Annotated in this window: 27 protein-coding genes; 12 read left to right on the forward strand and 15 right to left on the reverse strand. The window is 72.7% G+C overall.

The features are described from left to right. Positions 1 to 59 precede the first annotated feature (59 nt). The 8 genes from ACGFWJ_RS33875 to ACGFWJ_RS33910 all read left to right on the forward strand — a co-directional run bounded on the left by ACGFWJ_RS33875 (position 60) and on the right by ACGFWJ_RS33910 (position 8,692). The gene (locus tag ACGFWJ_RS33875; protein WP_392956351.1) at positions 60 to 1,586 is read left to right on the forward strand and encodes a TldD/PmbA family protein; all 1,527 of its coding nucleotides are present in this window, start codon (positions 60 to 62) and stop codon (positions 1,584 to 1,586) included. Beyond that, positions 1,586 to 2,980: a metallopeptidase TldD-related protein gene (locus ACGFWJ_RS33880; RefSeq protein WP_387646047.1), complete on the forward strand. Its 1,395-nt coding sequence runs from the start codon at positions 1,586 to 1,588 to the stop codon at positions 2,978 to 2,980. The genes ACGFWJ_RS33875 and ACGFWJ_RS33880 overlap by 1 nt, the downstream gene beginning before the upstream one ends. A gap of 30 nt (positions 2,981 to 3,010) precedes the next feature. Next, a complete protein-coding gene (locus ACGFWJ_RS33885) occupies positions 3,011 to 3,559 on the forward strand; it encodes an RNA 2'-phosphotransferase (RefSeq protein ID WP_392956353.1) in 549 nt (182 codons plus the stop codon). Between the two features lie 92 nt (positions 3,560 to 3,651). Next, the gene (locus ACGFWJ_RS33890) at positions 3,652 to 4,011 is read left to right on the forward strand and encodes a DUF3099 domain-containing protein (protein ID WP_387646051.1); all 360 of its coding nucleotides are present in this window, start codon (positions 3,652 to 3,654) and stop codon (positions 4,009 to 4,011) included. Between the two features lie 225 nt (positions 4,012 to 4,236). Continuing rightward, entirely contained in the window at positions 4,237 to 4,479 is a 243-nt protein-coding gene (locus ACGFWJ_RS33895) for a hypothetical protein (RefSeq protein ID WP_392956355.1), read from the forward strand. A 77-nt stretch (positions 4,480 to 4,556) separates the two neighbouring features. After that, positions 4,557 to 7,964 carry a tetratricopeptide repeat protein gene (locus ACGFWJ_RS33900; RefSeq protein ID WP_392956357.1) on the forward strand — a complete coding sequence of 1,136 codons (3,408 nt, stop codon included), beginning with the start codon at positions 4,557 to 4,559 and terminating at the stop codon, positions 7,962 to 7,964. A gap of 78 nt (positions 7,965 to 8,042) precedes the next feature. Next, positions 8,043 to 8,246, forward strand: coding sequence for a hypothetical protein (locus ACGFWJ_RS33905; RefSeq protein ID WP_392956359.1), 204 nt, complete (start codon positions 8,043 to 8,045; stop codon positions 8,244 to 8,246). A gap of 5 nt (positions 8,247 to 8,251) precedes the next feature. Further along, positions 8,252 to 8,692: a nuclear transport factor 2 family protein gene (locus tag ACGFWJ_RS33910; protein WP_392956362.1), complete on the forward strand. Its 441-nt coding sequence runs from the start codon at positions 8,252 to 8,254 to the stop codon at positions 8,690 to 8,692. On the opposite strand, the gene moaA is transcribed toward ACGFWJ_RS33910, so the two are convergent. The 4 genes from moaA to ACGFWJ_RS33930 all read right to left on the reverse strand — a co-directional run bounded on the left by moaA (position 8,689) and on the right by ACGFWJ_RS33930 (position 12,987). Then, complete coding sequence (moaA, locus tag ACGFWJ_RS33915; RefSeq protein WP_392956365.1) at positions 8,689 to 9,678, reverse strand: GTP 3',8-cyclase MoaA; 990 nt, start codon at positions 9,676 to 9,678, stop codon at positions 8,689 to 8,691. The two genes, ACGFWJ_RS33910 and moaA, sit on opposite strands and share 4 nt — an antisense overlap. A gap of 85 nt (positions 9,679 to 9,763) precedes the next feature. Then, a complete protein-coding gene (locus ACGFWJ_RS33920) occupies positions 9,764 to 11,377 on the reverse strand; it encodes a cation acetate symporter (protein WP_392956367.1) in 1,614 nt (537 codons plus the stop codon). After that, a complete protein-coding gene (locus tag ACGFWJ_RS33925) occupies positions 11,374 to 11,769 on the reverse strand; it encodes a DUF485 domain-containing protein (protein ID WP_392956370.1) in 396 nt (131 codons plus the stop codon). Before ACGFWJ_RS33925 ends, ACGFWJ_RS33920 begins: the two co-directional genes overlap by 4 nt. A gap of 174 nt (positions 11,770 to 11,943) precedes the next feature. After that, positions 11,944 to 12,987: a zinc-dependent alcohol dehydrogenase family protein gene (locus ACGFWJ_RS33930; protein WP_392956372.1), complete on the reverse strand. Its 1,044-nt coding sequence runs from the start codon at positions 12,985 to 12,987 to the stop codon at positions 11,944 to 11,946. A gap of 122 nt (positions 12,988 to 13,109) precedes the next feature. Here ACGFWJ_RS33930 and ACGFWJ_RS33935 point away from each other — a divergent pair, with 122 nt between their 5' ends. Continuing rightward, the gene (locus ACGFWJ_RS33935) at positions 13,110 to 14,090 is read left to right on the forward strand and encodes a DEDDh family exonuclease (RefSeq protein WP_387646067.1); all 981 of its coding nucleotides are present in this window, start codon (positions 13,110 to 13,112) and stop codon (positions 14,088 to 14,090) included. Between the two features lie 22 nt (positions 14,091 to 14,112). After that, the gene (locus ACGFWJ_RS33940) at positions 14,113 to 14,919 is read left to right on the forward strand and encodes an SURF1 family protein (protein WP_387646069.1); all 807 of its coding nucleotides are present in this window, start codon (positions 14,113 to 14,115) and stop codon (positions 14,917 to 14,919) included. A gap of 12 nt (positions 14,920 to 14,931) precedes the next feature. Here ACGFWJ_RS33940 and ACGFWJ_RS33945 read toward each other — a convergent pair whose 3' ends face one another. Continuing rightward, on the reverse strand, positions 14,932 to 17,226 hold the full coding sequence (locus ACGFWJ_RS33945; protein WP_392956375.1) for a SpoIIE family protein phosphatase: 2,295 nt from the start codon (positions 17,224 to 17,226) through the stop codon (positions 14,932 to 14,934). A 196-nt stretch (positions 17,227 to 17,422) separates the two neighbouring features. On the opposite strand from ACGFWJ_RS33945, the gene ACGFWJ_RS33950 reads away from it, so the two are divergent. Further along, on the forward strand, positions 17,423 to 18,424 hold the full coding sequence (locus ACGFWJ_RS33950; RefSeq protein ID WP_392956377.1) for a right-handed parallel beta-helix repeat-containing protein: 1,002 nt from the start codon (positions 17,423 to 17,425) through the stop codon (positions 18,422 to 18,424). A 42-nt stretch (positions 18,425 to 18,466) separates the two neighbouring features. Continuing rightward, positions 18,467 to 19,222: an SDR family oxidoreductase gene (locus ACGFWJ_RS33955; protein WP_392956380.1), complete on the forward strand. Its 756-nt coding sequence runs from the start codon at positions 18,467 to 18,469 to the stop codon at positions 19,220 to 19,222. 153 nt (positions 19,223 to 19,375) lie between these two features. On the opposite strand, the gene ACGFWJ_RS33960 is transcribed toward ACGFWJ_RS33955, so the two are convergent. From ACGFWJ_RS33960 to ACGFWJ_RS34005, 10 genes are all read right to left on the reverse strand, one after another. Then, positions 19,376 to 20,608, reverse strand: a complete 1,233-nt coding sequence (locus ACGFWJ_RS33960) for an MFS transporter (RefSeq protein ID WP_392956382.1) — start codon at positions 20,606 to 20,608, stop codon at positions 19,376 to 19,378. A 107-nt stretch (positions 20,609 to 20,715) separates the two neighbouring features. After that, the gene (locus ACGFWJ_RS33965; protein WP_392956385.1) at positions 20,716 to 21,348 is read right to left on the reverse strand and encodes an alkaline shock response membrane anchor protein AmaP; all 633 of its coding nucleotides are present in this window, start codon (positions 21,346 to 21,348) and stop codon (positions 20,716 to 20,718) included. After that, positions 21,345 to 21,467, reverse strand: a complete 123-nt coding sequence (locus ACGFWJ_RS33970) for a hypothetical protein (RefSeq protein ID WP_392956388.1) — start codon at positions 21,465 to 21,467, stop codon at positions 21,345 to 21,347. The genes ACGFWJ_RS33965 and ACGFWJ_RS33970 overlap by 4 nt, the downstream gene beginning before the upstream one ends. Then, the gene (locus ACGFWJ_RS33975) at positions 21,464 to 22,051 is read right to left on the reverse strand and encodes a hypothetical protein (RefSeq protein ID WP_392956390.1); all 588 of its coding nucleotides are present in this window, start codon (positions 22,049 to 22,051) and stop codon (positions 21,464 to 21,466) included. The genes ACGFWJ_RS33970 and ACGFWJ_RS33975 overlap by 4 nt, the downstream gene beginning before the upstream one ends. Continuing rightward, a complete protein-coding gene (locus ACGFWJ_RS33980) occupies positions 22,048 to 22,392 on the reverse strand; it encodes a hypothetical protein (RefSeq protein ID WP_392956393.1) in 345 nt (114 codons plus the stop codon). Before ACGFWJ_RS33980 ends, ACGFWJ_RS33975 begins: the two co-directional genes overlap by 4 nt. Then, complete coding sequence (locus ACGFWJ_RS33985) at positions 22,392 to 22,583, reverse strand: hypothetical protein (RefSeq protein WP_392956396.1); 192 nt, start codon at positions 22,581 to 22,583, stop codon at positions 22,392 to 22,394. Before ACGFWJ_RS33985 ends, ACGFWJ_RS33980 begins: the two co-directional genes overlap by 1 nt. Positions 22,584 to 22,614: 31 nt before the next feature. Then, positions 22,615 to 23,094, reverse strand: coding sequence for an Asp23/Gls24 family envelope stress response protein (locus tag ACGFWJ_RS33990; protein ID WP_392956398.1), 480 nt, complete (start codon positions 23,092 to 23,094; stop codon positions 22,615 to 22,617). 310 nt (positions 23,095 to 23,404) lie between these two features. Further along, the gene (locus ACGFWJ_RS33995) at positions 23,405 to 24,205 is read right to left on the reverse strand and encodes an enoyl-CoA hydratase/isomerase family protein (protein ID WP_387646097.1); all 801 of its coding nucleotides are present in this window, start codon (positions 24,203 to 24,205) and stop codon (positions 23,405 to 23,407) included. 265 nt (positions 24,206 to 24,470) lie between these two features. Beyond that, positions 24,471 to 24,704: a helix-turn-helix domain-containing protein gene (locus ACGFWJ_RS34000; protein ID WP_014138756.1), complete on the reverse strand. Its 234-nt coding sequence runs from the start codon at positions 24,702 to 24,704 to the stop codon at positions 24,471 to 24,473. A gap of 339 nt (positions 24,705 to 25,043) precedes the next feature. Further along, positions 25,044 to 26,642: an ABC-F family ATP-binding cassette domain-containing protein gene (locus ACGFWJ_RS34005; RefSeq protein WP_387862980.1), complete on the reverse strand. Its 1,599-nt coding sequence runs from the start codon at positions 26,640 to 26,642 to the stop codon at positions 25,044 to 25,046. Positions 26,643 to 26,748 lie beyond the last annotated feature (106 nt).

Raw genomic sequence — 26,748 nt, forward strand, 5'->3', positions numbered from 1 at the left:
GGGTGTGCCCTCGACCCGGGGGCGGCCCGCCGCACCTGACCCTCGACCCAGGGAGCCCGATGCCCCCCTCCGCGATGGACCCTCAGTTCCTCTCGTACCCGTTGCGCCCGCTGGCGGACGCGGCCCTGTCCCGGGCCCGGCAGTTGGGCGTCTCGCACGCCGATTTCCGGCTGGAGCGGGTCCGTTCGGCGTCCTGGCGGCTGCGTGACGCCCGGCCGTCCGGGTCGTCGGACACCGTGCAGCTGGGCTTCGCCGTCCGCGTCCTGCTGGACGGCGCCTGGGGCTTCGCCGCGGGCGTGGACCTGACGCCCGCTTCGGCGGCGGCGGTTGCCGAGCAGGCGGTGGCGGTGGCCCGGCTGGCGGGCGGGATCAGCCGGGCGGCGGGCTCGGACGAGCGGGTGGAGCTGGCCCCGGAGCCGGTGTACCCCGACGTGGAGTGGGTCTCCGCGTACGAGGTGAACCCGTTCGAGGTGCCGGACGCGGAGAAGACCGGCCTGCTGGCCGAGTGGTCCTCCCGGCTGCTGGCGGCGGACGGCGTCTCGCACGTGTCGGCGGCGGTGCTGACGGTGCAGGAGAACAAGTTCTACGCGGACACCGCGGGCACCGTGACGACCCAGCAGCGGGTGCGCCTGCACCCGTGGCTGGAGGCCACCAGCGTGGACGAGCGCACGGGCGCGTTCGACTCGATGCGCACCATCGCGCCGCCGGCCGGGCGCGGTTGGGAGTACCTGCGGGGCAAGGGCTGGGACTGGGACGCCGAACTGGCCGAGCTGCCCGAGCTGTTGGCGCAGAAGATGCGCGCGCCGAGCGTCACCGCGGGCCGCTACGACCTGGTGATCGACCCGTCCAACCTGTGGCTGACCATCCACGAGTCGATCGGCCACGCCACCGAGCTGGACCGCGCGCTGGGCTACGAGGCCGCCTACGCGGGCACCTCGTTCGCCACCTTCGACCAGCTCGGCAGCCTGAAGTACGGCTCCGAGCTGATGCACGTCACGGGCGACCGGACGGCCGAGAACGGCCTGGCCACCATCGGGTACGACGACGAGGGCGTAGCCACCCAGTCCTGGGACCTGATCCGCGACGGCGTCCTGGTCGGGTACCAACTCGACCGTCCGATGGCCAAGTTGAAGGGTTTCGAGCGCTCCAACGGCTGCGCCTACGCGGACTCCCCGGCGCACGTCCCGGTGCAGCGGATGGCCAACGTCTCGCTCCAGCCCGCCGCCGACGGCCCCGACACCGCCGGCCTGATCTCCCAGGTGGAGAACGGCCTGTTCATCGTCGGCGACCGCTCCTGGTCGATCGACATGCAGCGCTACAACTTCCAGTTCACCGGGCAGCGCGCCTACGCCATCCGGGGCGGCGAACTCGCCGGGCAGGTCAAGGACTTCGCCTACCAGGCCACCACCACCGACTTCTGGGGCTCGATGAGCGCCGTCGGCGGCCCGCAGACGTACGTGCTCGGCGGGGCCTTCAACTGCGGCAAGGCCCAGCCGGGCCAGGTCGCCGCGGTCAGCCACGGCTGCCCGTCCGCGCTGTTCCGTCAGGTCAACGTGCTCAACACCCAGCAGGAGGCGGGTCACTGATGTCCCTCACGCACCCCCACGAGCTGGTGGAACGCGCCCTCGAACTGTCCCGCGCCGACGGCTGCGTGGTGATCGCCGACGAGGAGTCCACCGCCAACCTGCGCTGGGCCGGCAACGCGCTCACCACCAACGGCGTCACCCGCGGCCGGCGGCTCACCGTGATCTCCACCGTGAACGGCGCGCAGGGCACCGCCGCCGGCGTGGTCGCCCAGGAGGCCGTCACGCTCGACGAGGTCGAGCAGCTGGTGCGCGCCTCCGAGGCCGCCGCCCGGGCCGCCGAACCCGCCGAGGACGCCCAGCCGCTGATCACCGCCCGACCGGCCGACCCGCGCTTCACCGAGGCCCCGCAGGTCACCGACATCGGCGTGTTCGACGCGTTCGCGCCCGCCCTCGGCGAGGCCTTCGGCCGCGCCCGCGCCAACGGCGAGCTGCTGTACGGCTTCGCCCGGCACGAGATGGTCTCCTCCTACCTGGGCAGCTCCACCGGCCTGCGGCTGCGCCACGACCAGCCCACCGGCACCGTCGAGCTGAACGCCAAGACCGCCGACCTGACCGGCTCCGCCTGGGCCGGCGCCGCCACCCAGGACTTCACGGACGTCGACGTCACCGCCCTGCACACCGACCTGACCCGCCGCCTCGGCTGGGGCCGCAAGAAGATCGACCTGCCGGCCGGCCGCTACGAGACGCTGCTGTCGCCGTCCGCCGTCGCCGACCTGCTGGTCTACATGTCCTGGTCGTCCGGCGCGCGGGACGCCGTCGAGGGCCGCTCGGTGTTCTCCAAGCCCGGCGGCGGTACCCGGATCGGCGAGCAGCTCAGCCCGCTGCCGCTCACCCTGCGCTCCGACCCGGCCGAACCCGGCATCCAGGCCGCCCCGTTCGTGCTCACCCACTCCTCCGGCGAGAACGACTCGGTGTTCGACAACGGCGCGCCGCTGACCGGCACCGACTGGCTGCGCGACGGCAAGCTCACCCACCTGCTGACCACCCGCCACTCCGCGGGCCTGGCCGGCCTCCCGCTCACCCCGCCGATCGACAACCTGGTGCTGGAGACCTCCGCGCCCGACGCGCCGACGCTGGAGGAGATGGTCGCCAGCACCGAGCGCGGCCTGCTGCTCACCTGCCTCTGGTACATCCGCGAGGTCGACCCGGCCACCCTGCTGCTCACCGGCCTCACCCGGGACGGCGTCTACCTGGTCGAGAACGGCGAAGTGGTGGGCGCGGTCAACAACTTCCGCTTCAACGAATCCCCGGTCGACCTGCTCGGCCGGATCACCGAGGCCGGCCGCACCGAACGCTGCCTGCCCCGCGAATGGGGCGACTGGTTCACCCGGGCCGCGATGCCGCCGGTACGCGTGCCCGACTTCAACATGAGCTCGGTCAGTCAGGCCTCCTGACCGGCCGGCCGAACCCTGGGGGGGATCCCGATGGACGAAAAGCACACCGTCAAGACGTCGAAGATGCTCAGCCGCGTCCTGCGACACGACCCGGGCGCCATCGGGGTCACCCTGGACGCGGCGGGCTGGGTGGAGATCGACACCCTGCTCGCCGCGCTCGGCCGGCACGGCCGGCTACTCAGCCGCGCCCAGCTCGACCACGTGGTCGCCACCAACAACAAGCGCCGCTTCGCCTACTCCGAGGACGGCCGCTCCATCCGGGCCAGCCAGGGCCACACCGTCGAGGTCGACCTCGGCCTGCCCGCCACCACCCCGCCCGACGTGCTGTTCCACGGCACCGCCGAGCGCAACCTCCCGTACATCCTGGCCGAGGGCCTGCGCCCGATGGCCCGGCAGGACGTCCACCTCTCCGCCGACACCGGGACGGCCGTCAAGGTCGGCTCCCGGCACGGCCGCCCCGTGGTGCTGGAGGTCGATGCGGCGGCGATGGCCGCCGACGGCCACGAATTCCGGGTGTCTGCGAACGGTGTCTGGCTCACCGACGCCGTACCCGTCCAGTACCTGCGCCGCACCGCCTGACCACCGGACGGACCCCACGTGGGTCCGTCCGGCATCAGCGGGGTTACCGTGGACGACCGTAGGGAGCCCGGAACCGATGGATGGATGGACCCATGCGCAAGAGCGCGGACGACGACCAGGTCTTCCGGATCACCGGTGCCCGCAGCAGCCTCAGCGAGGACGTCCGGGGCCGGCAGCGCCGCTACGTGATCTCCATGCTGATCCGCACCGTGTGCGTCCTGCTCGCCGTCATCCTGTGGGACGTCCAGCGCTGGCTCGCCTTCGCCGCACTGGCCGGCGGCGTGCTGCTCCCGTACTTCGCGGTCCTGATCGCCAACGCGGGCCGCGAGCGCGCCCCCGGCCTGCCCTCGACGTTCGACTTCGCCCCCGACACCCAGCTGATGCTCGGCCCCGGCGGGACGGGCGGCGGCGGGGCGGCGGCCGCCGCCACCGAGAACCGGCCACAGGATTGAGAATCCCTCAATTCCGCTGTCCGATATGACCGTTCATGCGACGGTCTGACCGTCTGAAAGCTCAGACGATCCTCAAATTAATCACTGGACGGACGAGCTTCCGAGCCCGTTGCCGTGCCATACTTCCAGAGCGCTCCGCATCCCCCGTCGGAGCGACGGACCGACGCCGGGCAGCTCCCCCCGTGGCTGCCCGGCGTCGTCATGCCCGGGCATAGGATCGGACCCATGGACACCGCGCACCCCCTCTTCGGCACCCCCACCGGCCCCGAAAGCCCGGCCGGCCCCCCGAAGTGCTCCGCCAAGGGCTGCCGCGCACTCGCCACCTGGACCCTGCTGTGGAACAACCCCAAGCTCCACACCCCCGACCGCCGCAAAACCTGGCTCGCCTGCGACGAACACCGCGACTCCCTCAGCCAGTTCCTCGCGGTCCGCGGCTTCCTCAAGGACACCGAGCCGTTCACCCCCTGACCGTCGACAGCGCCCAGTAGCGTGGTCCGCACTTCGGCGAGTGGGGGAATGCGTTGTCTCGTGGTGGTGCAAGGCGAATGTCCCGGGCGGAGGCGCTGCGCCGCCGCGTCGACTCCCAGTTCGTCGGACGCCGGGCCCAACTCGCCCTGTTCGCCGACAACCTGCGCAAGAACCCCGACCCGGAGGCCGGGCCCGACCCCGCCGACTTCCTGTTCCACGTCCGGGGCGTCGGCGGCATCGGCAAGTCCACCCTGATCGCCCAGTGGCGGGAGACGGCCGGCCGGGCGGGCGGGCGCACCGCGCTGATCGACGACACCGACGTGCAGGGCGTCGACACCGCGCTGGCCGCGCTCGCCGCCCAACTCGCCTCGCCGGAGGCCCCGTTCAAGGACTTCGACAAGGCCCTGGAACAGTACCGGCGGGCCCAGGCCACCCCGGCCGACCTGCCTTCGCTGCCCGCCCGGGTGGTCGCCCACGCCGCTCTCGGCGCGGCCAACACCTTCGTTCCCGGCTCCGCCGCCTTCACCACCCCCGAGACCGTCGCCGAAAGCACCGACCGTCTGATCGCCGCCGTCCGCCGCCGCCGACCCACCGGCGACTCCGAACTCGCCACCCTCAGCCGGGCGTTCGTCACCGAACTCGCCCACCTCTGCGACCGCGAACCCGTCCCCTGGGTGGTGCTCTTCCTCGACACCTGGGAGATCACCGGCCGCCACCTCGACGGCTGGCTGCGGGAGTTGATCGACGGCACCTATGGCGATCTCCCGCTCGACGTGATCGTCGTGCTGGCCGGCCGCGACGAACTCGCCGAACGCGACTGGGCCCGCCTGCGCTCCGCCGTGGTGGACGTCGCCCTCGAAGCCTTCACCGAGCAGGAGGCCCGCGACCTGCTGGCGAGCCGCGGCGTGCACTCCCCCGACGCGATCGACGCCATCGTCCGGATGTCCCTCGGCCTGCCGCTGCTGCTGGCCCTGCTCGCGGGCACCGACCCGCACTCCGCCGAGGAGGTCGCCGACGCCGGAACGGACGCCGTAGACAAGGCAGTTCAGCGCTTCCTCCAGTGGATCCCCGAACCCGCCCTGCGCGAGACCGTCCTCGCCGCCGCCCTCCCGCCCCGCCTCGACCGCGACCTCTTCTGCCTCGCCGTGGACGACCCGACCGCCCCCGGCTGGGACTGGCTCCTCGACCAGCCCTTCGTCACCGCCCACGGCGACGCCCACCAGTACCACGCCGTCGTCCGCGCCAGCCTCCTGCGCCACCACCGCATCCGCGCCCCGCACGCCTGGCGGAGCGGGCACACCCGCCTCGCCCAGCACCACGCGGCCGCCTGTGAAGCCCTCCAGGCCGAGCTCCCGCCGTCCCGGCTCCGCAGCAACGCCCGCTGGCTCCGCCACCTCCTCGACGAGAGCTACCACCTGCTCTGCGCCGCCCCGACCACCCAGCTGCCGCCGGCGCTCCACCGCCTCGCGGAGGCCGCCGACCACTCCCCCGACTCCCTCACCGCCTGGGCCGAACTCCTCACCCTGGCCGCCCGCGACACCGCCGACCCCGACCTCACCCGCTGGTCCGAGCTGCTGCACGCCGCCCTCACCACCCCCGACCCGGCCGAGACCGTTCTCACCGCCCTGGCCGCCCCCGGCCTGCCCGCCCGCCTCCGGGCCCGGGCGCTGACCGGGCAGGGCCACCGGTCGATCCAGCAGAACGAGGACCCCGCGGCGCTCGTCCTGCTGGACCAGGCCCTGCTGCTCGCCCCCGACCTGTTGCCCGCACTGATCCAGCGCGGCCGCGTGCGCTGCTACCTCGGCCACCGCGACCTGGCACTGGCCGACCTGGACGCGGCGCTCGCCCGCACCCCGTTCGCCGCCGAGGTGCTCGCGGCCCGCGAGCACCCGGACCGCATGGCGGCCGCCGTCTCCGACCGCGCGACGACCGTGGCCACCAGGCAGGAACACTCCGACGCGTTCTACTACCGGGGCTGGGTCCTGCGCCTGGTCGGCCGGCTGGACGAGGCGCTGGCCGACCTCGACGCCGCGGTGGTCCTCGACCCGGAGGACAGTTGGGCACTGTCCGAACGCGGCCAGGTGCACCACAGGGCAGGACGGTTCGACCGCGCGATCGCCGACTTCACCGCCGCCCTCGCCCTCGAACCCGAGCACGGCTCGACCCTGATCCGCCGAGGCCTGGCCCAAGGCGCGGCGCACCGGATCGACCTCGCCATCGGCGACTTCGACGCCGCCCTCGCCCTCGACCCCTTCAACACCTGGGCCCTGTGCGAACGCGGCATCGCCCACCGACTCGCCGACCACCCGGAACAGGCGATCAGCGACTTCACCGCCGCGCTCTCCGTCAACCCCGGCTACGTCTGGGCCCTGGGCGAACGCGGCAAGACGCACTACCAATCAGGCCGGCTCTCCCACGCGGTCGCCGACCTGGACGCCGCCCTCGCGCTCGACCCGGACAACCCCGTCGTTCTGCGCGACCGCGGCGAGGCGCACAGCCGGGCGGGACGGTACGGCCAGGCCGTCGCCGATTTCACCGCCGCCATCGCCCTCAACCCCAACGACTTCATCGCCCTGGTCTGGCGAGGCCGCACCCACTGCCGGGAGGGCCGTCTCGACCTGGCCCTCGTCGACCTCGACGCGGCGCTCGCCATCAACCCCGCCGATCCCTGGGCCCACTTCTACCGCGGCGAGATCCATCAGGACGCGACCCGCCACCCGGAGGCGATCGCCGACTTCACCGCCGCCGTCGCCATCGACCCGCAGCACATCTGGGCGCTGCTGCACCGCGCGAAGTCGCACCGGCGAACCGGCTGCCCCGACCAGGCGTCCGCCGACCTCGACGCTGCCCTCGCCATCGACCCCGGCTTCCACTGGGCCCTCCTCGAACGCGCCCACCTGCACCAACAGACCGGCCGCCACGACTTGGCCCTCACCGACTTCGACGCTGCCCTCGCCATCGAGCCCGACTCCCCCTGGCTGCTGCGCGACCGCGCCGAACTCCACCGGCGTGCGGGCCGCCTCGACGCAGCCGTCACCGATCTCAGGGCGTCCCTCGCACTCTCCCCCTACGAGATCGGCACCCACTGCGCACTCGTCGCGGTGCTCCGCCGGCAGGGCAAGTGGCAACCCGCCCGGGAAGCCCTGGACCAGGCCGCCCGGCTGGAACCGACCGCCCCCGGCGTGCTCCGCGAAGAGGCCGTCACGCAGCTGTACGAGCACGGCCGCGAGGCCTCCACCCCGGCCTGGGACGCGCTGCTGGCCGCAGTCCCCCCCACCCTCGCGGCCTCCCGGGCGGCCCTGGCGGTGCTGCACGCAGTGGCAGTCCAGGACGGCGAGCTCGGCCCCCCAATAGCCGAGTTCCTCGCCGTCCCGAACGCCCCCGACACCCACGACACCCTCCGCGAATACCTCCACGAACTGACCACCTCCCCCGCCGCCACCCGCGCCGCCACCGCACTCGGCCTGCTCGGTCAAGCACCCTAATTCGCTGGCGGCCGCCACCACCTGGGCCTGGACCCGGAGTTCGTCCGGGATCGCGAACGCACCATCTGGCCCGTTGCGTTGCTGGAACCCGACGACGAGGACCTTGCCCACCCGGCGCCGCTGGCCGCGGTGGTGACGGTCGGCTCCGACCAGTGCTTCGTGGTGGCGCACGTCGACGACCATCCGATCGGCGAGGGGGCCGCACTGCTCAACTGGCTGGCGGTCGCCCCCGAGCACGGGGTGTGCCGGATGACGGCACGTCAGGCGGTGCGCCTACAGTGAGGCCCGTGAATGATCTTCCCGCGCCTGGTCGGCAGGCAATCGAGAACCTGATCGCCCGGTACGCCGAGCTCGTGGACGACGGGAACTTCGCCGGCCTCGCCGACCTCCTCGCGGACGCCACCTTCACCGGCAGCGGCGACCCCATCAGCGGGCGGGACGCGATCGAGCGGATGTTCCGCAGCATGCTGATCGTCTACGCCGACGGCACCCCGCGCACCCAGCACGTGACCACCAACCTCGCCGTCGAGGTCGACGAGGAGGCGGGTACGGCGTCGGCCCGCTGCTACGTCACGGTGTTCCAGTCGCTCCCGGAGCTGCCGTTGCAGGCCATCGTCTGCGGCCGGTACCACGACCGCTTCGAACGCCGCGACGGGCAGTGGCGTTTCACCGAACGGCGCTTCCGCGCCACGCTGGTCGGCGACGTGAGCCGCCACCTGCGGAGCTAACCGCCGATCGCCGACATCGGCCGTTCGGGCTGGAGGAACTCCGGAGCGTCGATGCCCGCGCCGGCCTTCTTGCCCCACATCGCCGCCCGCCACAGCTCGGCCAGCTCCGCGTCGCTCGCGCCCGCCCGCAGCGCGCCGCGCAGGTCGGTCTCGCCGGTCGCGAAGAGGCAGTTGCGGACCTGGCCGTCGGCGGTGAGCCGGGTGCGGTCGCAGGCGCGGCAGAACGGGCGGGTGACGGAGGCGATGACGCCGACCGTCGCGGGACCGCCGTCGACCAGCCAGCGCTCGGCGGGGGCCGCGCCGCGCACCGAGGACGGTTCGGGAGTCAACGAGAAACGCGTGCGCAGCAGGGCGAGGATCTCCTCGGCGGTGACCATCTGCGAGCGGTCCCAGCCGTGTTGGGCGTCCAGCGGCATCTGTTCGATGAACCGCAGCTGGTAACGGTGCTCGATCGCCCAGGCGAGCAGGTCGGCGGCCTCGTGATCGTTGACGCCGCGCATCAGGACGGCGTTGAGCTTGACCGGCCGCAGCCCGGCGGCCTCGGCGGCGAGCAGCCCGTCCAGGACGTCCTGGTGGCGGCGGCGGCGCGTCAGCTTCGCGAAGGTGTCGGGGTTCAGGGTGTCGATCGAGACGTTGACCCGGTCGACTCCGGCGTCCCGCAAGGCGGTTGCCACCCGGGCGAGGCCGATGCCGTTGGTGGTGAGGGAGACCTCGGGGCGGGGCTCCAGCTCGGCACACGCGGCGATGATGGAGACCAGCCCGGGACGCAGCAGCGGTTCGCCGCCGGTGAAGCGGACTTCGCGGACGCCGAGGGTCCCGACGGCGAGTCCGACCAGCCGGACGATCTCCTCGTCGGTGAGCAGCGAGGATTTTCCGAGCCAGTCCAGGCCTTCCTCGGGCATGCAGTAGGTGCAGCGCAGGTTGCACCGGTCGGTGAGGGAGACCCGCAGGTCGACGGCCTGTCGACCGTAGGTGTCGAGGAGCATCCCGGTCCCGCCCTTCCTCGAAGAGCCGCACCGGCCCGGCCGCCACCCAGCGGCCGGGCCAGCTTAACCGGGCGCGGGACACGACCTAGTCCGCGCCCAGGCCGGTGAGTGAACGGACTTCCAGTTCGGCGTACTTCGCGGGGTCGGCCTGCTCGCGGGCCAGCCAGGTGCCGATCGCGCCGGCCAGGAATCCGACCGGGATGGAGATCAGGCCGGGGTTCTCCAGGGGGAACCAGTGGAAGTCGCTGTGCGGGAAGAGCGAGGTCTTGGGGTTGCCGGAGACCACCGGCGAGAAGATCACCAGGGTGACGGAGGTGATCAGGCCCGCGTAGGTGGCGGAGACCGCGCCGACGGTGTTGAACCGCTTCCAGAACAGCGAGTACAGCAGGGTGGGCAGGTTGGCCGAGGCGGCGACCGCGAAGGCCAGCGCGACCAGGGCGGCGGCGTTCAGCTTGTCGGCGAAGATCGACAGCACGATGGCGATGGCGCCGATCGCGACGGCGGCGAGCTTGGCACTGGCCACCTCCTCCTTCTCGCTCGCCTTCCCGCGCCGGATCACGTTGGCCCAGAGGTCGTGGGCGAAGGACGAGGAGGAGGCCAGGGTGAGTCCGGCGACCACGGCGAGGATGGTGGCGAAGGCGACGGCGGAGATCACCGCGAGCAGCACGGCACCGCCGGTGGAGCCGGCCCCGCCGCCGAGTTGTTCGGCGAGCAGCGGGGCGGCGGTGTTGCCGGCCGCGTTGGAGGCCTTGATGGTCTTGGGGCCGACCAGGGCGGCGGCGCCGAAGCCGAGGGCGAGCGTCATCAGGTAGAAGACGCCGATGATGCCGATCGCCCAGAGCACGGACTTCCGGGCGGCTTTCGCGGTGGGGACGGTGTAGAAGCGGACCAGGATGTGCGGCAGTCCGGCGGTGCCGAGGACGAGGGCGATGCCGAGGCTGAGGAAGTCGAGTTTGGTGGTGCCGGTGACGCCGTACTTGAGTCCCGGTTCTAGGAAGGCGTGGCCCTTGCCGCTGGCGTCGGCGGCGGCGCCGAGCAGGCCGGACAGGTTGAAGTGGTACTTGGCCAGCACCATGAAGGTCATCGTCGCGGCGCCGGCGATCAGCAGCACGGCTTTGACGATCTGCACCCAGGTGGTGCCCTTCATGCCGCCGACGGTCACGTAGACCACCATCAGCGCGCCGACCGCCAGGATGGTCCAGCGTTTGGCGCCGTCGCCGCTGACGCCGAGCAGCAGAGCGACCAGGGTGCCGGCGCCGACCATCTGGGCGAGCAGGTAGAAGATCGACACCACGATGGTGGAGATGCCGGCGGCGGTGCGCACGGGCCGCTGGCGCATCCGGAAGGCGAGCGCGTCGGCCATGGTGTAGCGGCCGGAGTTGCGCAGCGGTTCGGCGACCAGCAGCAGCGCGACCAGCCAGGCGACCAGGAAGCCGATGGAGTAGAGGAAGCCGTCGTAGCCGTACAGCGCGATGAGTCCGGCGATGCCGAGGAAGGACGCGGCGGACATGTAGTCGCCGGAGATCGCCAGGCCGTTCTGGAAGCCGGTGAAGGCACGGCCGCCGGCGTAGAAGTCGGCGGCGTCCTTGGTCTGGCGTCCGGCCCACAGCGTGATGCCGAGGGTGACGATCACGAAGACGCCGAACAGCGACATGATCAGGGTGCGGTGCTCGCTCGCGGAGCCGGCCAGCTGGATCATTCGGCACTCTCCCCGACGACATCGGCGGTGGCGCGGTCGCGTATGGCGGCGGCGGCCGGGTCGAGCCGGCGGCCGGCGTGGCGGGCGTACCAGGCGGCGATGGCGAAGGTGCTGGCGAACTGGAGCAGGCCGAGCACCAGGGCCAGGTTGATGTTGCCGGCCACCTTGGTGTTCATCAGCCCGGGCGCGTAGCAGGAGAGCAGGACGTACAGCAGGTACCAGAGGACGAATCCGGCCGTGACGGGGAAGGCGAAGTTCCGGAAGGAGCTGCGCAGTTGGCCGAACTCCGGTGATTCCTCGATGCGGGTGAACGGTTCCGGGACGGTGTCGTGCGGGGGTGTCACGGCGGTGCCTCCTGACGTCTTCGGTGCGACGGACGATCGGATGGGCATGGGTCGTGTCGTGCGGAGTGCGGAGCATGGTAGATCCGGGGTGCGGCCGCGAGAAGATCCCGTGCACGATCCGGTCGAAATCTGACCGGAACGCAGGACCGGGGCGGCCCGTCTCGGCCGCCCCGGTCTGACAATCAGTCAATCAACGTCCCCTGAGAAGGCTCAGAGAAAGGCTCAGAAGGCGATGCGCACCTTCAGCGCCGTCCGCTCGTCCATCGCCCGGTAGCCCTCCGGCACCCCGTCCAGGCCCACCGTCCGGTCGAACACGATGCCCGGGTCGATCGCCCCGGACAGCACGTCGGGCAGCAGCTCGGGGATGTACGCCCGGGCGGGGGCGACGCCGCCGCGCACCGAGACGTTCCGGTTGAACATCTGGCCGATGTCCACGCCCGCGCTGCCGCCGTGCGGCACGCCGACGTAGCCGACCGCGCCGCCGTCGCGGGCGATCGAGATGGCGGTGCGCATCGACTCCTCGGTGCCGACGGCCTCCAGCACGGCATGCGCGCCGAAACCGCCGGTCAGCTCGCGCACCGCCTCGATCGCCGCCTCGCCGCGCTCCGGCACCACGTCGGTGGCGCCGAAGGTGCGGGCGATCGCGGTGCGGCCCTCGTGGCGGCCGAGCGCGATGATCCGGCCGGCGCCGAGCCGGTGCGCGGCCAGCACGCCGCACAGGCCGACCGCGCCGTCACCGACCACCGCGACGGTCGCGCCGGGCCGCACGCCCGCCGACACCGCGGCGTGGTGCCCGGTCGCCATCACGTCGGACAGCGCCAGCAGGGCCGGCAGCAGCTTCTCGTCGCCGGCGGCCTCCTTGGGCAGCTTCACCAGCGTGCCGTCCGCGAACGGCACCCGGACCGCCTCGCCCTGCCCGCCGTCCGAGCCGGGGATGCCCCAGAACCCGCCGTGCGGGCAGGAGGTCTGCAGGCCCTCGCGGCAGTACTCGCACACGCCGTCCGACCAGACGAACGGGGCCACCACCAGGTCGCCGACTGTGAGATCGCGCACCTCGGAACCGACCTCCTCGACGAAGCCGAGGAACTCGTGCCCGATCCGCTGCCCGGCCTGGCGCTTGGCCACACCGCGGTACGCCCACAGGTCGCTGCCGCAGATGCAGGCATTCAGCACCCGCACCACGGCGTCGGTGGGCCGCTGGATCCGGGGGTCGGGCACCTCCTCGATCCGGATGTCCTGGGGGCCGTGGATCACGGTGGCGCGCATGAGGGTTGTCCTTCGTTGCAGAGGTCGGGTGCCTGGTTCGCACTCACTTGCCACTCTAGAACGGCCGTCCGGGCGACCGTTCCGGCCTGAGCCGTCCCCCGTTCCCCGTAAAGTGGTGCGCTATGTACGCGCCATTCCCCACCTCGCCGCTCCCGGCACAGCGCACCGGCCCCGGCGGGGACGCCGGGCGCGGCTTCGCGGTGGTCGACGTGGAGACCACCGGACTCGGGCGCTCGGACCGGGTGATCTCGGCGGGCATCTACCAGCTCGACCCGGACGGTGAGGTCACCGACCACTGGTACACCCTGGTCAACCCGGAGCGGGATCCCGGCCCGGTCTGGATCCACGGCCTGACCAGCGAGGTCCTGGAGGGCGCGCCGACCTTCCCGGAGGTCGCCGACGAGTTCGCCGAGCGGCTGCGCGACCGGGTGATGGTCGCGCACAACGCGCTGTTCGACTGGAACATGATCTCCCGCGAGTTCTCCCGGGCCGGCCTGCGCGCCCCCGTCGAGCAGCGGCTGTGCACCATGGTGCTGGCCCGCGACCTGCGGCTGCCCCTGCCGAACGGCAAACTCTCCTCGCTGGCCGCCCACTTCGGGGTCAGCCAGCGCCAGGCGCACCACGCGCTGGACGACGCCCGGGTGCTGGCCGAGGTGTTCCGCCCGTCGCTGGCGCTCGCCCGCAGCGGCGGGGTGCCGCTGCCGCTGACCACCTGCGTGGCCGTCACCGACCTGGGCGAGAGCGCCCCGGCCGGGCCGTCCCGCGGCTCCTGGAGCAGCTCGTACCGGCCCTCCCGCAAGCGCCCGGCCTGCCCGTACCCGAATCCGGGGCGCTGGGTGGACGGATCGCCGCTGATGCAGGGCATGCGGGTGGCGATCACCGGCGACACCGCCACCGATCGCGAACTGCTGGAGGACCGGATGATCGAGGCGGGCCTGCACATCGCCTCCTCGGTGAGCCGGCTCACCAGCCTGCTGGTCACCAACGAGCCCACCTCGTGGAGCGGCAAGGCCCGCAAGGCCCGAGAGTACGGCACCCCGGTGGTCGGTGAGGACGCGTTCCTGCAGCTGCTGCGGGAGGTCGCGCCGCACCCCGGTGCGTGACGCGACGGTAAGGAGGATTAGCGTGCCGGGTGTGTACCGATTCCTGCTGTCCGCGCGCTGGGCGGTCATCGTCCTGCTGGCGCTGGTGCTGATCCCGACCATGATCCGGTTGGGTTTCTGGCAGTACCACCGCCACGAGGCGCGGGTGGCCCGCAACGACCTGGTGGCCCGGAACCTGGGCAGCCCGCCGGTCGCCTTCGACTCGCTGTCCTCGCCGGGCTGGTCGGTCCCCGGCGGCGAGGTGTGGCGCACCGTCACCGCGCAGGGGCACTACGACACCGCGCACGAGGTGGTCATCCGCGGCCGCACCGAGCCGGGCGGCAGCTCCATCGGCTACTTCGTGATCACCCCGCTGGTGCTGGCCGACGGCAAGGGCTCGGTGCTGGTCAACCGCGGCTGGGTGGAGTCCGGCGCGGGCGCCGCCGACTTCCCCGCCGTGCCCGCCCCGCCGGACGGCGACGTGACGGTGACCGGGCGGCTGCGCGCCGACGAGACCTACGCCAAGGTGGGCCTGAAGAACCGCGGCGGCCTGCCCGACCGGATGTACAAGGTGATCAACACCGAGGAGCAGGCCAAGTTCTCCGGCACCACCGTGCTCGGCGGCTACCTGGAGCTGGCTTCCTCCCAGCCCGCCGCCGGCGCCTCCCCCACCCTGCTCACCGAGCCCGGCCACACCGACATCGGCCCGCACATGGCGTACGCCATCCAGTGGTGGCTGTTCACCACGCTGATCCCGACCGGCCTGGTCGTGCTGGCCCGCCGCGAGGCCAAGCAGCACGCGGCGAAGCCGGTGGCGGCCGAGGACGAACTGGTCGGCGCCGCCGGCTGATCAGCTCAGGACCTACCAGCTGAGCGGCGGCGGGTCGAGCCGCTGCTCGGCCCAGATGGTCTTCCCGCTGCGGGTGTAGCGGCTGCCCCAGCGTTCGGTGAGCTGGGCGACCAGGTACAGGCCGCGTCCGCCCTCGTCGGTGAGCCGGGCCCGGCGCATCCGCGGCTGAGTGGCGCTCGGGTCGGACACCTCGCAGGTCAGCACCGAGGAGCGGATCAGGCGCACCATGACCGGCCCGCCCGCGTACCGGATCGCGTTGGTGACGAGTTCGCTGAGCACCAGTTCGGTGGTGAACACCAGCTCGCCGAGACCCCACTGCTCCAGGGTGCGGCTGGCCGACTCGCGCACCCCGGCGACCGCCGCCGGGTCGGCCTCGATGGTCCAGGCGGCGGTGTCCTCGGCCGGCACCGGGTGCAGCCGGGCCAGCAGCAGCGTGACGTCGTCGCTCTGCCCAGCGGTGGCCATCTCGGCGACGATCGCCCGCCCGGCGGCGGCCAGGTCGCCGCGCAGGTCGGCCTCGCGGAGCTGGGTGGCGAGCTGGTCCATGCCCTCGTCGACGTCGCCGCCGTTGCCGCCCTCGATCAGCCCGTCGGTGTACAGCGCCAGCACGCTGCCGGCCCGCGGCGCGCACTCGGCGGTCTCGAACGGCAGCCCGCCGATGCCCAGCGGCGGCCCGGGGTTGACCGGCAGGTACTCGACCTGCCCGTCGGGGTGGACCAGCGCGGGCGGCGGGTGCCCGGCGCTGGCGGCCTGGCAGATCCCGGCCACCGGGTCGTAGACGGCGTACACGCAGGTCGCCCCGGACGGGTCGGCGACGCCGCGTTCGCGTTCCTCCTCGCTGCCCTCGACGACCAGCTGGGAGACCAGGTCGTCCAGGTGCACCAGCAGTTCGTCGGGTTCCAGGTCCAGGTCGGCGAGGGTGCGGACGGCGGTGCGCAGCCGGCCCATGGTGGCGCTGGCCTGGAGTCCGTGGCCGACCACGTCGCCGGCCACCAGGGCGACCCGGGCGGAGGAGAGCGGGATGACGTCGAACCAGTCGCCGCCGACGCCGGTCGCGGTGTCGGTGGGCCGGTAGACGCTGGCGGTGGTGGCGGCGGGCACGGTGGTCTCGGCGGGCGGCAGCAGGCTGCGCTGGAGTCCGACGGCGGCCCGGTGCTCGCGGGTGTAGCGGCGGGCGTTGTCCAGGGCGAGCGAGGACCGGGCGGCGATCTCCCGGAGCAGCTCCAGGTCCTCGCGCTGGTAGGCGCCCTCGGCGGGGTCGCGGTGGACGGTGACCCGGCCGAGCGGGCCGCTGCGGGCCTGTAGCGGGGCGCTCATCGACGGCGGTTCCGGGGTCGAGGAGAGCGGGGCGCCGAGCACCTCCCGGCCCAGCGGGCCGAGCGGCCGGCCGTCGGTGCGCGGCGGCCCGGCGGTGGCGGTGCGGCGGACGGCGAGCCGGCCCTCGGTGTCGGGCTGCGGTTCGTCGCCGGTGAACACGGCCTCGGCGATGTCCACCTCGACGCGGTCGCCGAGCCCGGGGACCAGCACCCCGGCCAGGTCCTCGGCGGTGCCGGCCACCGACAGCGAGCTGCCGACGGCGGCGGTGGCCCGGTGCAGCACGTCGGCCCGCCGCCGGTACCGGTGCACCTCGGTGACGTCGCCGAACAGCGCGGTCACGCCGATCACCTTGCCGTCCAGGGCCTGCAGCCGGAACGCCTGGATCTCCATCACCACCCCGCTGCGGGGGTCGTCCAGCGGGCGGATCCGCAGCGCGGTGCGCACCACCGGCTCCCCGGTGGTGACCACGTGCCGCAGCAGCGCCTCGGCGGCGTCGGCGTCCTCGGGCTGCAGGTAGTCGTGCAGCTTGGAGCCGGTCAGACCGTCGGGCAGGCCGGTGTAGGGCAGCAGGTGGCTGTTGGTGCGCAGCAGCCGCAGGTCGGTGTCGAACACGGCGAGGCCGAGCTGGTCCTGCAGGAACAGCTCCCGGGTGAACGCCTCGTCCTGGCGCCGCTGGGCGACCGTGTCGGCGGGGGTGGCCAGCACCAGGGCGCGCACCTCGCTGCCCTCGCCGGCCAGCGGCAGCACCTGGTACGAGACCTCCAGCGGAACCCCGGAGCCGGTGCGCAGCCGTACCTCGCCGGACCCACGGTCGAGCAGGCGCTCCTCGCTCTCGTCGGCGAGCAGCTCGCGGGCGGGACGGCCGGTGACCTGGGCCGCGTCCAGCGCGAGCAGCTGCTCGGCAGCGGCGGTCCACCCGACGACGCGGCCGTCGCCGTCGACCAGGGCGGCCGCGACGCCGTCGATGTTCGGCAACCGCCTACTTTCCATGCGCAGCACCTCGGGTGGGTGGTCCGGTCCTCCCCATCTTCGGACGGTTCCCGGCCGCGCGCCATTGACACCCGTCCGCGGCACCCGGTGACCGCAACTGGCCGATACGCACCCGTTGACGGCCCGCATTGGTCCAGTCCACATTGGCGGGTGCCGTTGTCCTGATCCGCTCTTCCCCCCTCTGGAGCGCACCGTCATGACGCACCGCACCCTCCGCATCCGGGCCGCCGCCACCGCCCTCTGCCTCGGCGCCGCCGCCCTCGCGCTGCTCCCCGCCCCGGCCGGCGCCGCCCCGTCCCCGTTGGCCGGCGACACCGTCAAGGTCTCCACCGGCAAGGAACTCCAGGCCGCGCTGAACGCCGCCGTCCCCGGCCGGACCATCCAGCTCGCCGACGGCACCTACACCGGCAACTTCAAGATCACCGCCCCGGGCACCGCCGCCGCCCGGATCACCCTCACCGGCTCCCCGCGCGCCGTCCTCACCACCCCCACCGGCGGCGGCTACGGCCTGTCGCTGAACGGCGCCCCCTACTGGACCGTTCACGGACTCACCGTCACGGGCGCGCAGAAGGGCATCGTGCTGGACGCCTCCGACTGGGTGGTGCTCGACGGCGTCACCGTCCACCACACCACCATGGAGGGCGTGCACTTCCGCACCTCCTCCAGCCACGGCGTGCTGCGCGGCTCCGCCGTCCACGACACCGGCACCGCCCACGACGGCAAGGGCGAGGGCGTGTACGTCGGCACCGCCAACACCCTCACCGACCGCAGCGACTACGTGCAGATCCTCAACAACGTGATCGGCCCGAACATCGGCGGCGAGAACATCGACCTCAAGGAGGGCACCACCGGCGGCCTGATCTCCGGCAACCGCTTCGACGGCAACGGCCTGACCGGCGTCAACTACGACGACTCCTGGGTCGACGTGAAGGGCAACGGCTACGTCATCGAGAACAACACCGGCGTCCGCACCGTGAACGACGGCTACCAGACCCACAGCCAGCTCCCCGGCTGGGGCTGCGGCACCGTGTTCCGCAACAACCACTCCGACCTCACCGGCGCGACCGGCCGCAACCCCGCCAAGTACGCGATCGACGTCACGAACTACGACCGGACCGGCTGCCCCGTCACCGTCACCGCCGACAACACCGTCACCGGCCCCGCCGCCCTGGTCAACCCCGGCGTCCCTGTGGGCTGACCCTCCCTCACCCCGCCAGGACGACCGGTCAGAATGGTCGGTATGGATCTCGGACTCAAGGACAAGGTGTACGTGGTCACCGGCTCGACCCGGGGACTCGGCCACGCCACCGCCGCACAGCTGATCGCCGAGGGCGCCCGCGTCGTCGTCACCGGCCGCACCGAAGAATCGGTCGCCGCCGCGGCCCACGCCCTCGGCGACCACGCGTACGGCGTGGTCGCCGACAACGCCGACCCGGCCACCCCGGGGCGTCTGATCGACGCCGCGAGCAGCCGCTTCGGCGGCTTCGACGGCATGCTGATCAGCGTCGGCGGCCCCGCCGCCGGGCCGGTCGCCACCGCCAGCGACGAAGCCTGGGGCGCGGCGTTCGACTCCGTCTTCCTCGGCGCCATCCGCCTGGCCCGCGCCGCCGCCGAACGCCTCCCCTCCGGCGGCGTCATCGCCTTCGTCCTGTCCACCTCCGTCCGCCAGCCGATCCCCGGCCTCGGCATCTCCAACGGCCTGCGCCCCGGCCTCGCCATGGCCGCCAAGACCCTCGCCGACGAACTCGGCCCCCGCGGCATCCGGGTCCTCGGCCTCCTCCCCGGCCGCATCGACACCGACCGCGTCCGCGAACTCGACTCCCTCACCCCCGACCCCGCCGCCGCCCGCGAAGCCGCCACCGCCAACATCCCCCTCCGCCGCTACGGCACCCCCGCCGAATTCGGCCGCACCGCGGCGTTCCTGCTCTCGCCTGCCGCGTCCTACCTGACGGGCGTGATGGTGCCGGTGGACGGCGGCGCGACCCGGGGCCTGTAGGACGAGAGGGAGTGACTGCCAGCAAGGTCGCGACCACGTGCCCGTCATTGGCCTGGGTCGCGATCTTGCCGGTGGCAGCCTTCCACCCCGCGCAGTTCTCCCCCAGCCCTTGGGGGCTGGGAGATACCCCCACGCGCCCCCGGTCGCCCTCCCTCAGCTCGCGAAGGCCTGCCCGTGGCGATGCCTGCGGAAGGCCGGTTGGGCGAGGGCGAGGGCCACGGTGACGGCGATGGTGAGGCCGGCGACGGGGAAGAACGGGGCGGGGCCGATGCGGTGGACGATCAGGCCGGCGGCGGCGACCGAGATGGGGAAGGAGCCGGTGACGGCGAGCATCACCATGCTCATCACCCGGCCCAGCAGGCGGGTGGGCGTCCAGGTCTGAAGCATCGTCACGACGACGATGTTCTGCCAGCCGCTGGCCACGCTGTAGACGGCTATGCACGCGCCCGCGCCGATCGCGCCGCCCGCGTACGGGACGCCGGCCAGGCCGATGCCCATCACCACCGCGAGCAGCGCTAACAGGCGGGCGGGCTGCTGGGTGGCCGGGGCCTTCGCGGCGATTGCCGAGCCGACCAGGGAGCCGATGCTGAGCACCGTCAGCAGGATGCCGTAGTCCGCGGCGCCGAGCGAGCCGTGTGCCCAGTCGGGGAAGGCGACCTCCATGGTGCCGTTGAAGGCGAGGTTGCAGACCAGGGCGACGACCATCACCACGTGCAGCAGCCGGCCGCGCCGCAGCACGTCGGCGAACCCTGGGCCGTCCGTCTCCGCCTCCGACGGGCTGCCCTCGGCAACTGGATCGGCCTTGCGGGGCCGCAGGCCCAGCAGCACGGCGGCGGAGAGCAGGAAGGACCCGGCATCGACGGCGAGCGCCGGGGTCGATCCCCACAGCGCGACCAGAATGCCGCCGATGGACGGGCCGAGCACCCCGCCGAACTGGTTGGCCATCGAGGACAGCGCGTTGCCGCGGCCGAGCTGTTCGGCCGGGAGCAAGGCGGGCAGCAGGGTGTACGAGGCGGGCAGGAACAGTCCGGATCCGGCCCCCAACACCACGGCCAGCGGCGCGAGTTGGAGCAGCCCCGGCTCACCGGCCGCAGCGACCGCGGCGAGCGCGCCGATCGCGAGGGCCCGGACGACGTCCGCGCCGAGCATGATGCGGCGGCCCCCGTAGCGGTCGGCGAGGATGCCGCCGAGCGGAATGGTCGCCACCCGGGCGATGCCGTAGCACGCCAGCACAGTGCCGAGTTGGGCCGTCCCGCCGCGGCCGCCCAGCACCAGCCAGGGCAGCGCGACGGCGTAGCAGTAGTCCCCCACCATCGACGCGAACTGCCCGACCACCAGCAGCCGGAACCCCGGCACCGCCAACGGCCCGTTCCGCCACCCCCGCATTTGCTGCCCCCGCACGCATACGATCGACTCACGAACAGTCAGTCACCGTACTGCCGTTCGACCCGGCGGACCGGCCGTTCGGCAAAGCGGGGCGGATCTCTCCGGTCTCAGCGGACCCGCGGGGTCTTCTTCGTGCGGGCCTTGCGGGGGCGGGCCACCCGAAGGCGGAGCTCGGAGGGGAGGGCGGCCAGGCCGAGGGAACGGCGGGCGCGTTCGACCGGGCCCGTGCGGTAGGTGTCGATCAAGGCGGCGGTGTCGGCGCCGGGGACGAGCCGCAGGGCGGTGTGCACCTCGGGGCGGCGGGCGGCGCCGGTGACGCGGACGGTGACGCGGTCGACCGCCGGGTGGGCGATGAGCTCCGTCTCGATCGCGTCCTCGATGGCCCGGCTGCGCACGTGCAGTGCGAAGTGCGGCTGCCCGGGCGCCGCAGGGGACGGCAGGTCCAGGCCGGCCGGGCCGCCGCGGCGCAGCTGCGAGAACAACCACCACAGCCCGCCGAGCACGACCAGCGCGGGCACCGCGATCGCCACCGGCCACCACCAGTCGCGGTCGGTCCAGCGGGTGCGGCTGGTGGCGCTGACCACCGGCTGCTCGGGCGAGGTGAGCGGCCACCAGTGCGGCGGGGTGATCCCGAGGTGCCGGTAGACGTCCAGCCCGCCGAGCAGCACCAGCGCTCCACCGACCAGCAGCAGGAGTCCGACCACGGCCAGAATGGCCCGGTTGACGGTGCGTCGGCTCATAGGGGCGGCTCCAACTCGGCCAGTTCACGGCGGTGGTGACGTTCCCGGACCGACCGGGTGCGGACGTCCAGCCGGTGCGATCCCACCAAGACCGCGCGGTTGACGGTGCGTCGGCTCATCGGGGCGGCTCCAACTCGGCGAGTTCACGGCGGTGGTGACGTTCCCGGACCGACCGGGTGCGGACGTCCAGCCGGTGCGGGCCGGCCATCGGGATCCGGCCCAGCTCGTCCCGCAGGTGGCGTTCCACCGCGGCCGGGTCGGTGGTCCCGGCGACCGTCACCCGGGTGCGCCACCGCCCCACCTTCACCTGCCAGTGGTGCAGGTCCGCACGCTCCTGGGCCCGCAGCGAGATCAGCTCGGCGACCGCGCTGCGGTGGATCGCCGTCCCGCGCGGCTCCAGCGCGAGCCAGCCGCGCAGCCCGCGCCGGAACGCCAGCGTCAGCAGCACCAGCCCGAGCAGCACCGCCCCGGCGGCGAACCCCAGCACCCACGGATCGTCGAGCTGCCGGGTCTCCAACTGCTGCGCCAACTCCCGCCGCCACGGCCGGGCCTGGCCACCGGAGCGCACCGCGACCACGTCGTACAGCAGCATCCCGGCGGCCACCACCACGACCGCCACCACCAGCGCCGTCACCACCCCCCGCTCGGACCGCAGCCACGAGGCGGCGCTGCGCTTGCGCAGCTCCTTCGCCGTCGCACTCACCGCAGGCCCGCCGGATGCAGGCGGTCCACGATCACCTCGGCCGAGGCCACGGCGGTGCCGGTCAGCTCGGCGACCCGCTCGCACGCCGCGTCCCGCGCCGTCCGGGCCAGCGCCGCGACGTCGCACGGGAACGGCAGCTCCACATGCAGGGTGAGCCGGACCCGGCCGTGCGCGTACAGCGCCGACGCTTTCGGCCACGGCCCCGGCTGCGGGTGGCCCCGCCACGCCGGGGCGAGCGCGTCGGCGACGGCCCGGGCCGCGATCCGGCGGTACACCCGGTCGGCGATCTGCTCACCACCACGCTGCGCGGGCGGGCCCGCGACTGCCCCCGAGTACGCCATCAGCGCCGCCGGTCCCGGCCGCGCAGCAACTCACCCAGCTCACCGAGCTCCAGATCCCCCTCGACCAGCCGGCCCACCACGAAGCCCACCGCCCCCAGCGCCGCGACCAGTAGGAACGCCGCGAACCCGCCGAAGTAGCCGGCGAACCCGAGAGCCATGCCGGCGAGCATGCCCACCAACGCCACGTTCATCCACCACTCCTTCGCAGCCCGTCCCGGAAACTCACTGCACCCGCGGGCGCCGACCGGAGGACGAGGATTCCTCTTCCTCCACCTCGTCCAGCTCGTCCGGCAGGTGGACGTCGTTCACGGCGATGTTCACCTCGACCACCTCCAGGCCGGTCATCCGCTCCACCGCCTCGATGATGTTCGCCCGCACCTCACTCGCCAGCCGGGGAATCACCACCCCGTACTCGACCACCAGCGCGATGTCGATGGCGGTCTGCTTCTCCCCTACCTCCGCCTTGATCCCCCGCCCCACACTCGACTTCGACCCCGGCACCCGATCCCGCATCGCCCCGAACGTCCGCGAGAACCCCGACCCCAACGCATGGATCCCCGCCACCTCCCGCGCCGCCATCCCCGCGATCTTCTCCACCACCCCGACCGCGAGCGCCGTCCGCCCCCGCTCATCACCCGCCGTCTGCGCCTCCACCGCGCCCTTCTGCAGATCCGCGGGCGTGGGGGTGTGTGGCTGCGCCATGTCGGGCCTCCTGGGGTCGGGTCCAGCTATATCCCAAATCACCCCTAACCCTGACATTTCGCCACGCAAAACGCTCGCGCAGGGAGCGAAGGCAGGTGGGCGCGAAAACAGGGGCGCTGGGGGTACCCCCAGGCGAAGCCGAGGGGGCGGAACTGCGCGAGCAAGGAGTGAACGTCAGCAAGGTCGCGATCAAGTGCAAGTCATTGCCCTGCGTCGCGACCTTGCTGACGGGTGCCTCCCGCTTCGCGCAGTTCCCCGCGCCCCTGGTTGTGCTCTCCCTGGTTCGCGCAGTCCCCCGCGCCCCCGGTTGTTACAGGCCCGCGAGGTCCCGGAGGCGTCGCGCCTGCGACTCTCGCTCCGCCGCCCGCTGCTGCTCGTACGTGCGGTCGCCCGCACCTTGCAGCAGCGCCTTCGTCTCGATGACGGCGTTCCGCGGCGCAGCCAACAGCGCCGCCGCCAGGTCCTTCGCCGTGGCGGTGAGCTCCGCGGCCGGGACGGCGACGTTGGCGAGGCCCGTGGCGACGGCCTCTTCGGCGCCGACGCGGCGGCCGGTGGCGCAGATCTCCAGGGCGCGGGCGTAGCCGACCAGGTCGGTGAGGGGCTTGGTGCCGGTGAGGTCGGGGACCAGGCCGAGGGAGGTTTCCTTCATGGCGAACTGGACGTCCTCGGCGACGACGCGCAGGTCGCAGGCGAGGGCGAGCTGGAAGCCGGCGCCGACGGCGTGGCCCTGGACGGCGGCGATCGAGATCAGGTCGGTGCGGCGCCACCAGGTGAAGGCTTCCTGGTAGAAGGCGATGGTGGCGTCGAGTTCGGCGTCGGGGGAGGCGGCGAGCTGGAGGAAGCCGGTTTCGCCGGGGATGCCCTCGGGGGTGAACATGGCGCGGTCGAGGCCGGCCGAGAAGGAGGTGCCCTCGGCCTGGAGGAGGGCGACCCGGACGGTGCCGGGCAGGGCGCGGCCGATCGCGGCGAGGGCGCGCCACATGGCGGGGGTCTGGGCGTTGCGGCGCTTGGGGTCGCAGAGCGTGACGGTGGCGAGTTCGCCGTCCAGGTCGAGGCGGACGCCGGCCTGTTCCCACGCGGTGCGGTCGGCGTCGGGGATGTGGGTGGTCATGGCGGTGCTACCTCCAGCGACAGGGCGGGGACGCCCGCCGACCCCGACGGGCTACTGGAGAGTAACAAAGCACCGGATCCACGTACAGGAATGCCGGTGGAATGCTCGCGGAATACGAGGCGCAAGGGCCCGGAAACGACGGTCGGCGGCTCGGGAGAACCCGGCCGCCGATCCGTGTGGAACCTCGTGCGTTGGCGAGCAGCGTGCTGGTGCAGCATGGGCGGCCGGGGCTGCTCGAGCACCGCCCGCCTGAGGTGATGGACCGTCAGGAACCGGCGGCCGCAGCGGCTTTGCCCTTGCCGCGCGTGGCACCGCCACGACCTCGAAGGTTGACCCCGGACTCGCTGAGCATCCGGTGGACGAAACCGTAGGAACGGCCCGTCTCCTCCGCGAGGGCGCGAATGCTCGCGCCGGAGTCGTACTTCTTCTTGAGATCGGCCGCGAGCTTTTCACGCGCGGCACCTGTCACCCGGCTGCCCTTTTTCAGAGTCTCGGCCACCCGTGCCTCCTCGTAGAGGTGATCAGTCAGATTCCCATGATCACCCATTGCAAGGCTCCTGGCCACCCATTCGACAAGGTCCGTCACCGGAAAGCGGGCTCGTCCGGTGGTGTTCGCTGCGCACCAGGGCGCTCACGGAGGGTGTGCGCGCCCCTCCGCGATTCGCTTCGGTGAGCGAATCCGCTGCTCAGCCCGCCGGGCGGGCACGAAACGGCCCGGGCCCGCAGAGCCAACGGCTGTGCGGGCCCGGGCGTTCCCGGATTGGACGGACGACCGGTTCCCCTCGTACCGACGGCCGACCCGGTGTCTACTCGCCGGTTGCCTTCGGACCTCCGGGGTTCAGGCGAGCGACACCAGGTCGTGGTAGGCGGGGCTCCACAGGTCCTCGACGCCGTCGGGGAGCAGGATGATCCGCTCGGGCTGGAGCGCGTCCACCGCGCCCTCGTCGTGGGTGACCAGGACGACCGCGCCGGTGAAGGTGCGCAGCGCGCCGAGGATCTCCTCGCGGCTGGCCGGGTCGAGGTTGTTGGTGGGCTCGTCGAGCAGCAGCACGTTGGCGCTGGAGACCACCAGCGACGCCAGCGCGAGCCGGGTCTTCTCACCGCCGGAGAGCACCCCGGCCGGCTTGTCGACGTCGTCGCCGGAGAACAGGAAGGAGCCGAGGATCTTCCGGATCTGCACCAGGTCGGTGTCGGGCGCGGCGGAGCGCATGTTCTCCAGCACGGTGCGCTCGGGGTCGAGCGTCTCGTGCTCCTGGGCGTAGTAGCCGATCTTCAGGCCGTGGCCCGGGATCACCTCGCCGGTGTCCGGCTTCTCCACGCCGGCCAGCATCCGCAGCAGGGTGGTCTTGCCGGCGCCGTTGAGGCCGAGGATGACCACCCGGGAGCCGCGGTCGATCGCCAGGCCCACGTCGGTGAAGATCTCCAGCGAGCCGTACGACTTCGACAGGCCCTCGGCCGTGAGCGGGGTCTTGCCGCACGGGGCCGGGTCCGGGAAGCGCAGCTTGGCGACCTTGTCGGAGACCCGGACCTGCTCCAGGCCGGAGAGCAGCTTCTCGGCGCGGCGGGCCATGTTCTGCGCGGCGACGGTCTTGGTGGCCTTGGCGCGCATCTTGTCGGCCTGCGAGTTGAGGGTCGCGGCCTTCTTCTCGGCGTTGGCGCGCTCGCGCTTGCGGCGCTTCTCGTCGTCCTCGCGCTGCTGCTGGTACTGCTTCCAGCCCATGTTGTAGACGTCGATCGCGGAGCGGTTGGCGTCCAGGTAGAAGACCTTGTTGACGACCGTCTCGACCAGGTCGACGTCGTGCGAGATGACGATGAAGCCGCCCTTGTAGGTCTTCAGGAAGTCCCGCAGCCAGGCGATCGAGTCCGCGTCGAGGTGGTTGGTGGGCTCGTCGAGCAGCAGGATGTCGGCGTCCGAGAACAGGATCCGGGCCAGCTCGACGCGGCGGCGCTGACCACCGGAGAGGGTGTGCAGCTCCTGGCCGAGGATCCGGTCCGGCAGGCCGAGGGCGGCTGCGATGGTGGCGGCCTCGGCCTCGGCGGCGTAGCCGCCCTTGGTGAGGAACTCGGTCTCCAGCCGGGCGTACTTCTTCATCGCGTTGTCGCGGGTGGCGCCCTTGCCGTTGGCCATCCGCTCCTCGTTCTCGCGCATCTTCTTGAGCACGGTGTCGAGGCCACGGGCAGACAGGATGCGGTCCCGGGCGAGCACGTCGAGGTCGCCGGTACGCGGGTCCTGCGGCAGGTAACCGACCTCGCCGGAGCGGGTGACGGTACCGCCGGCCGGCAGGCCCTCGCCCGCGAGCACCTTGGTGAGCGTGGTCTTGCCCGCACCGTTACGGCCGACCAGACCGATCCGGTCGCCCGGGGCGATCCGGAAACTGGCCGACTCGATCAGGATGCGGGCGCCGGCACGAAGCTCCAGGGCGTTCGCGGTAATCATGGCTGGGGTCACTCCTAGACGTGGGGATGGCACTCAGCCATTCGCTTCAGTCTACGGGAGCGCGCGAGACGTTTTCCTGGGGCGTGGGAGGGCGCGAACCCACCGG

Source organism: Kitasatospora sp. NPDC048407 (assembly GCF_043200475.1).
Taxonomy (GTDB): Bacteria; Actinomycetota; Actinomycetes; order Streptomycetales; family Streptomycetaceae; genus Kitasatospora.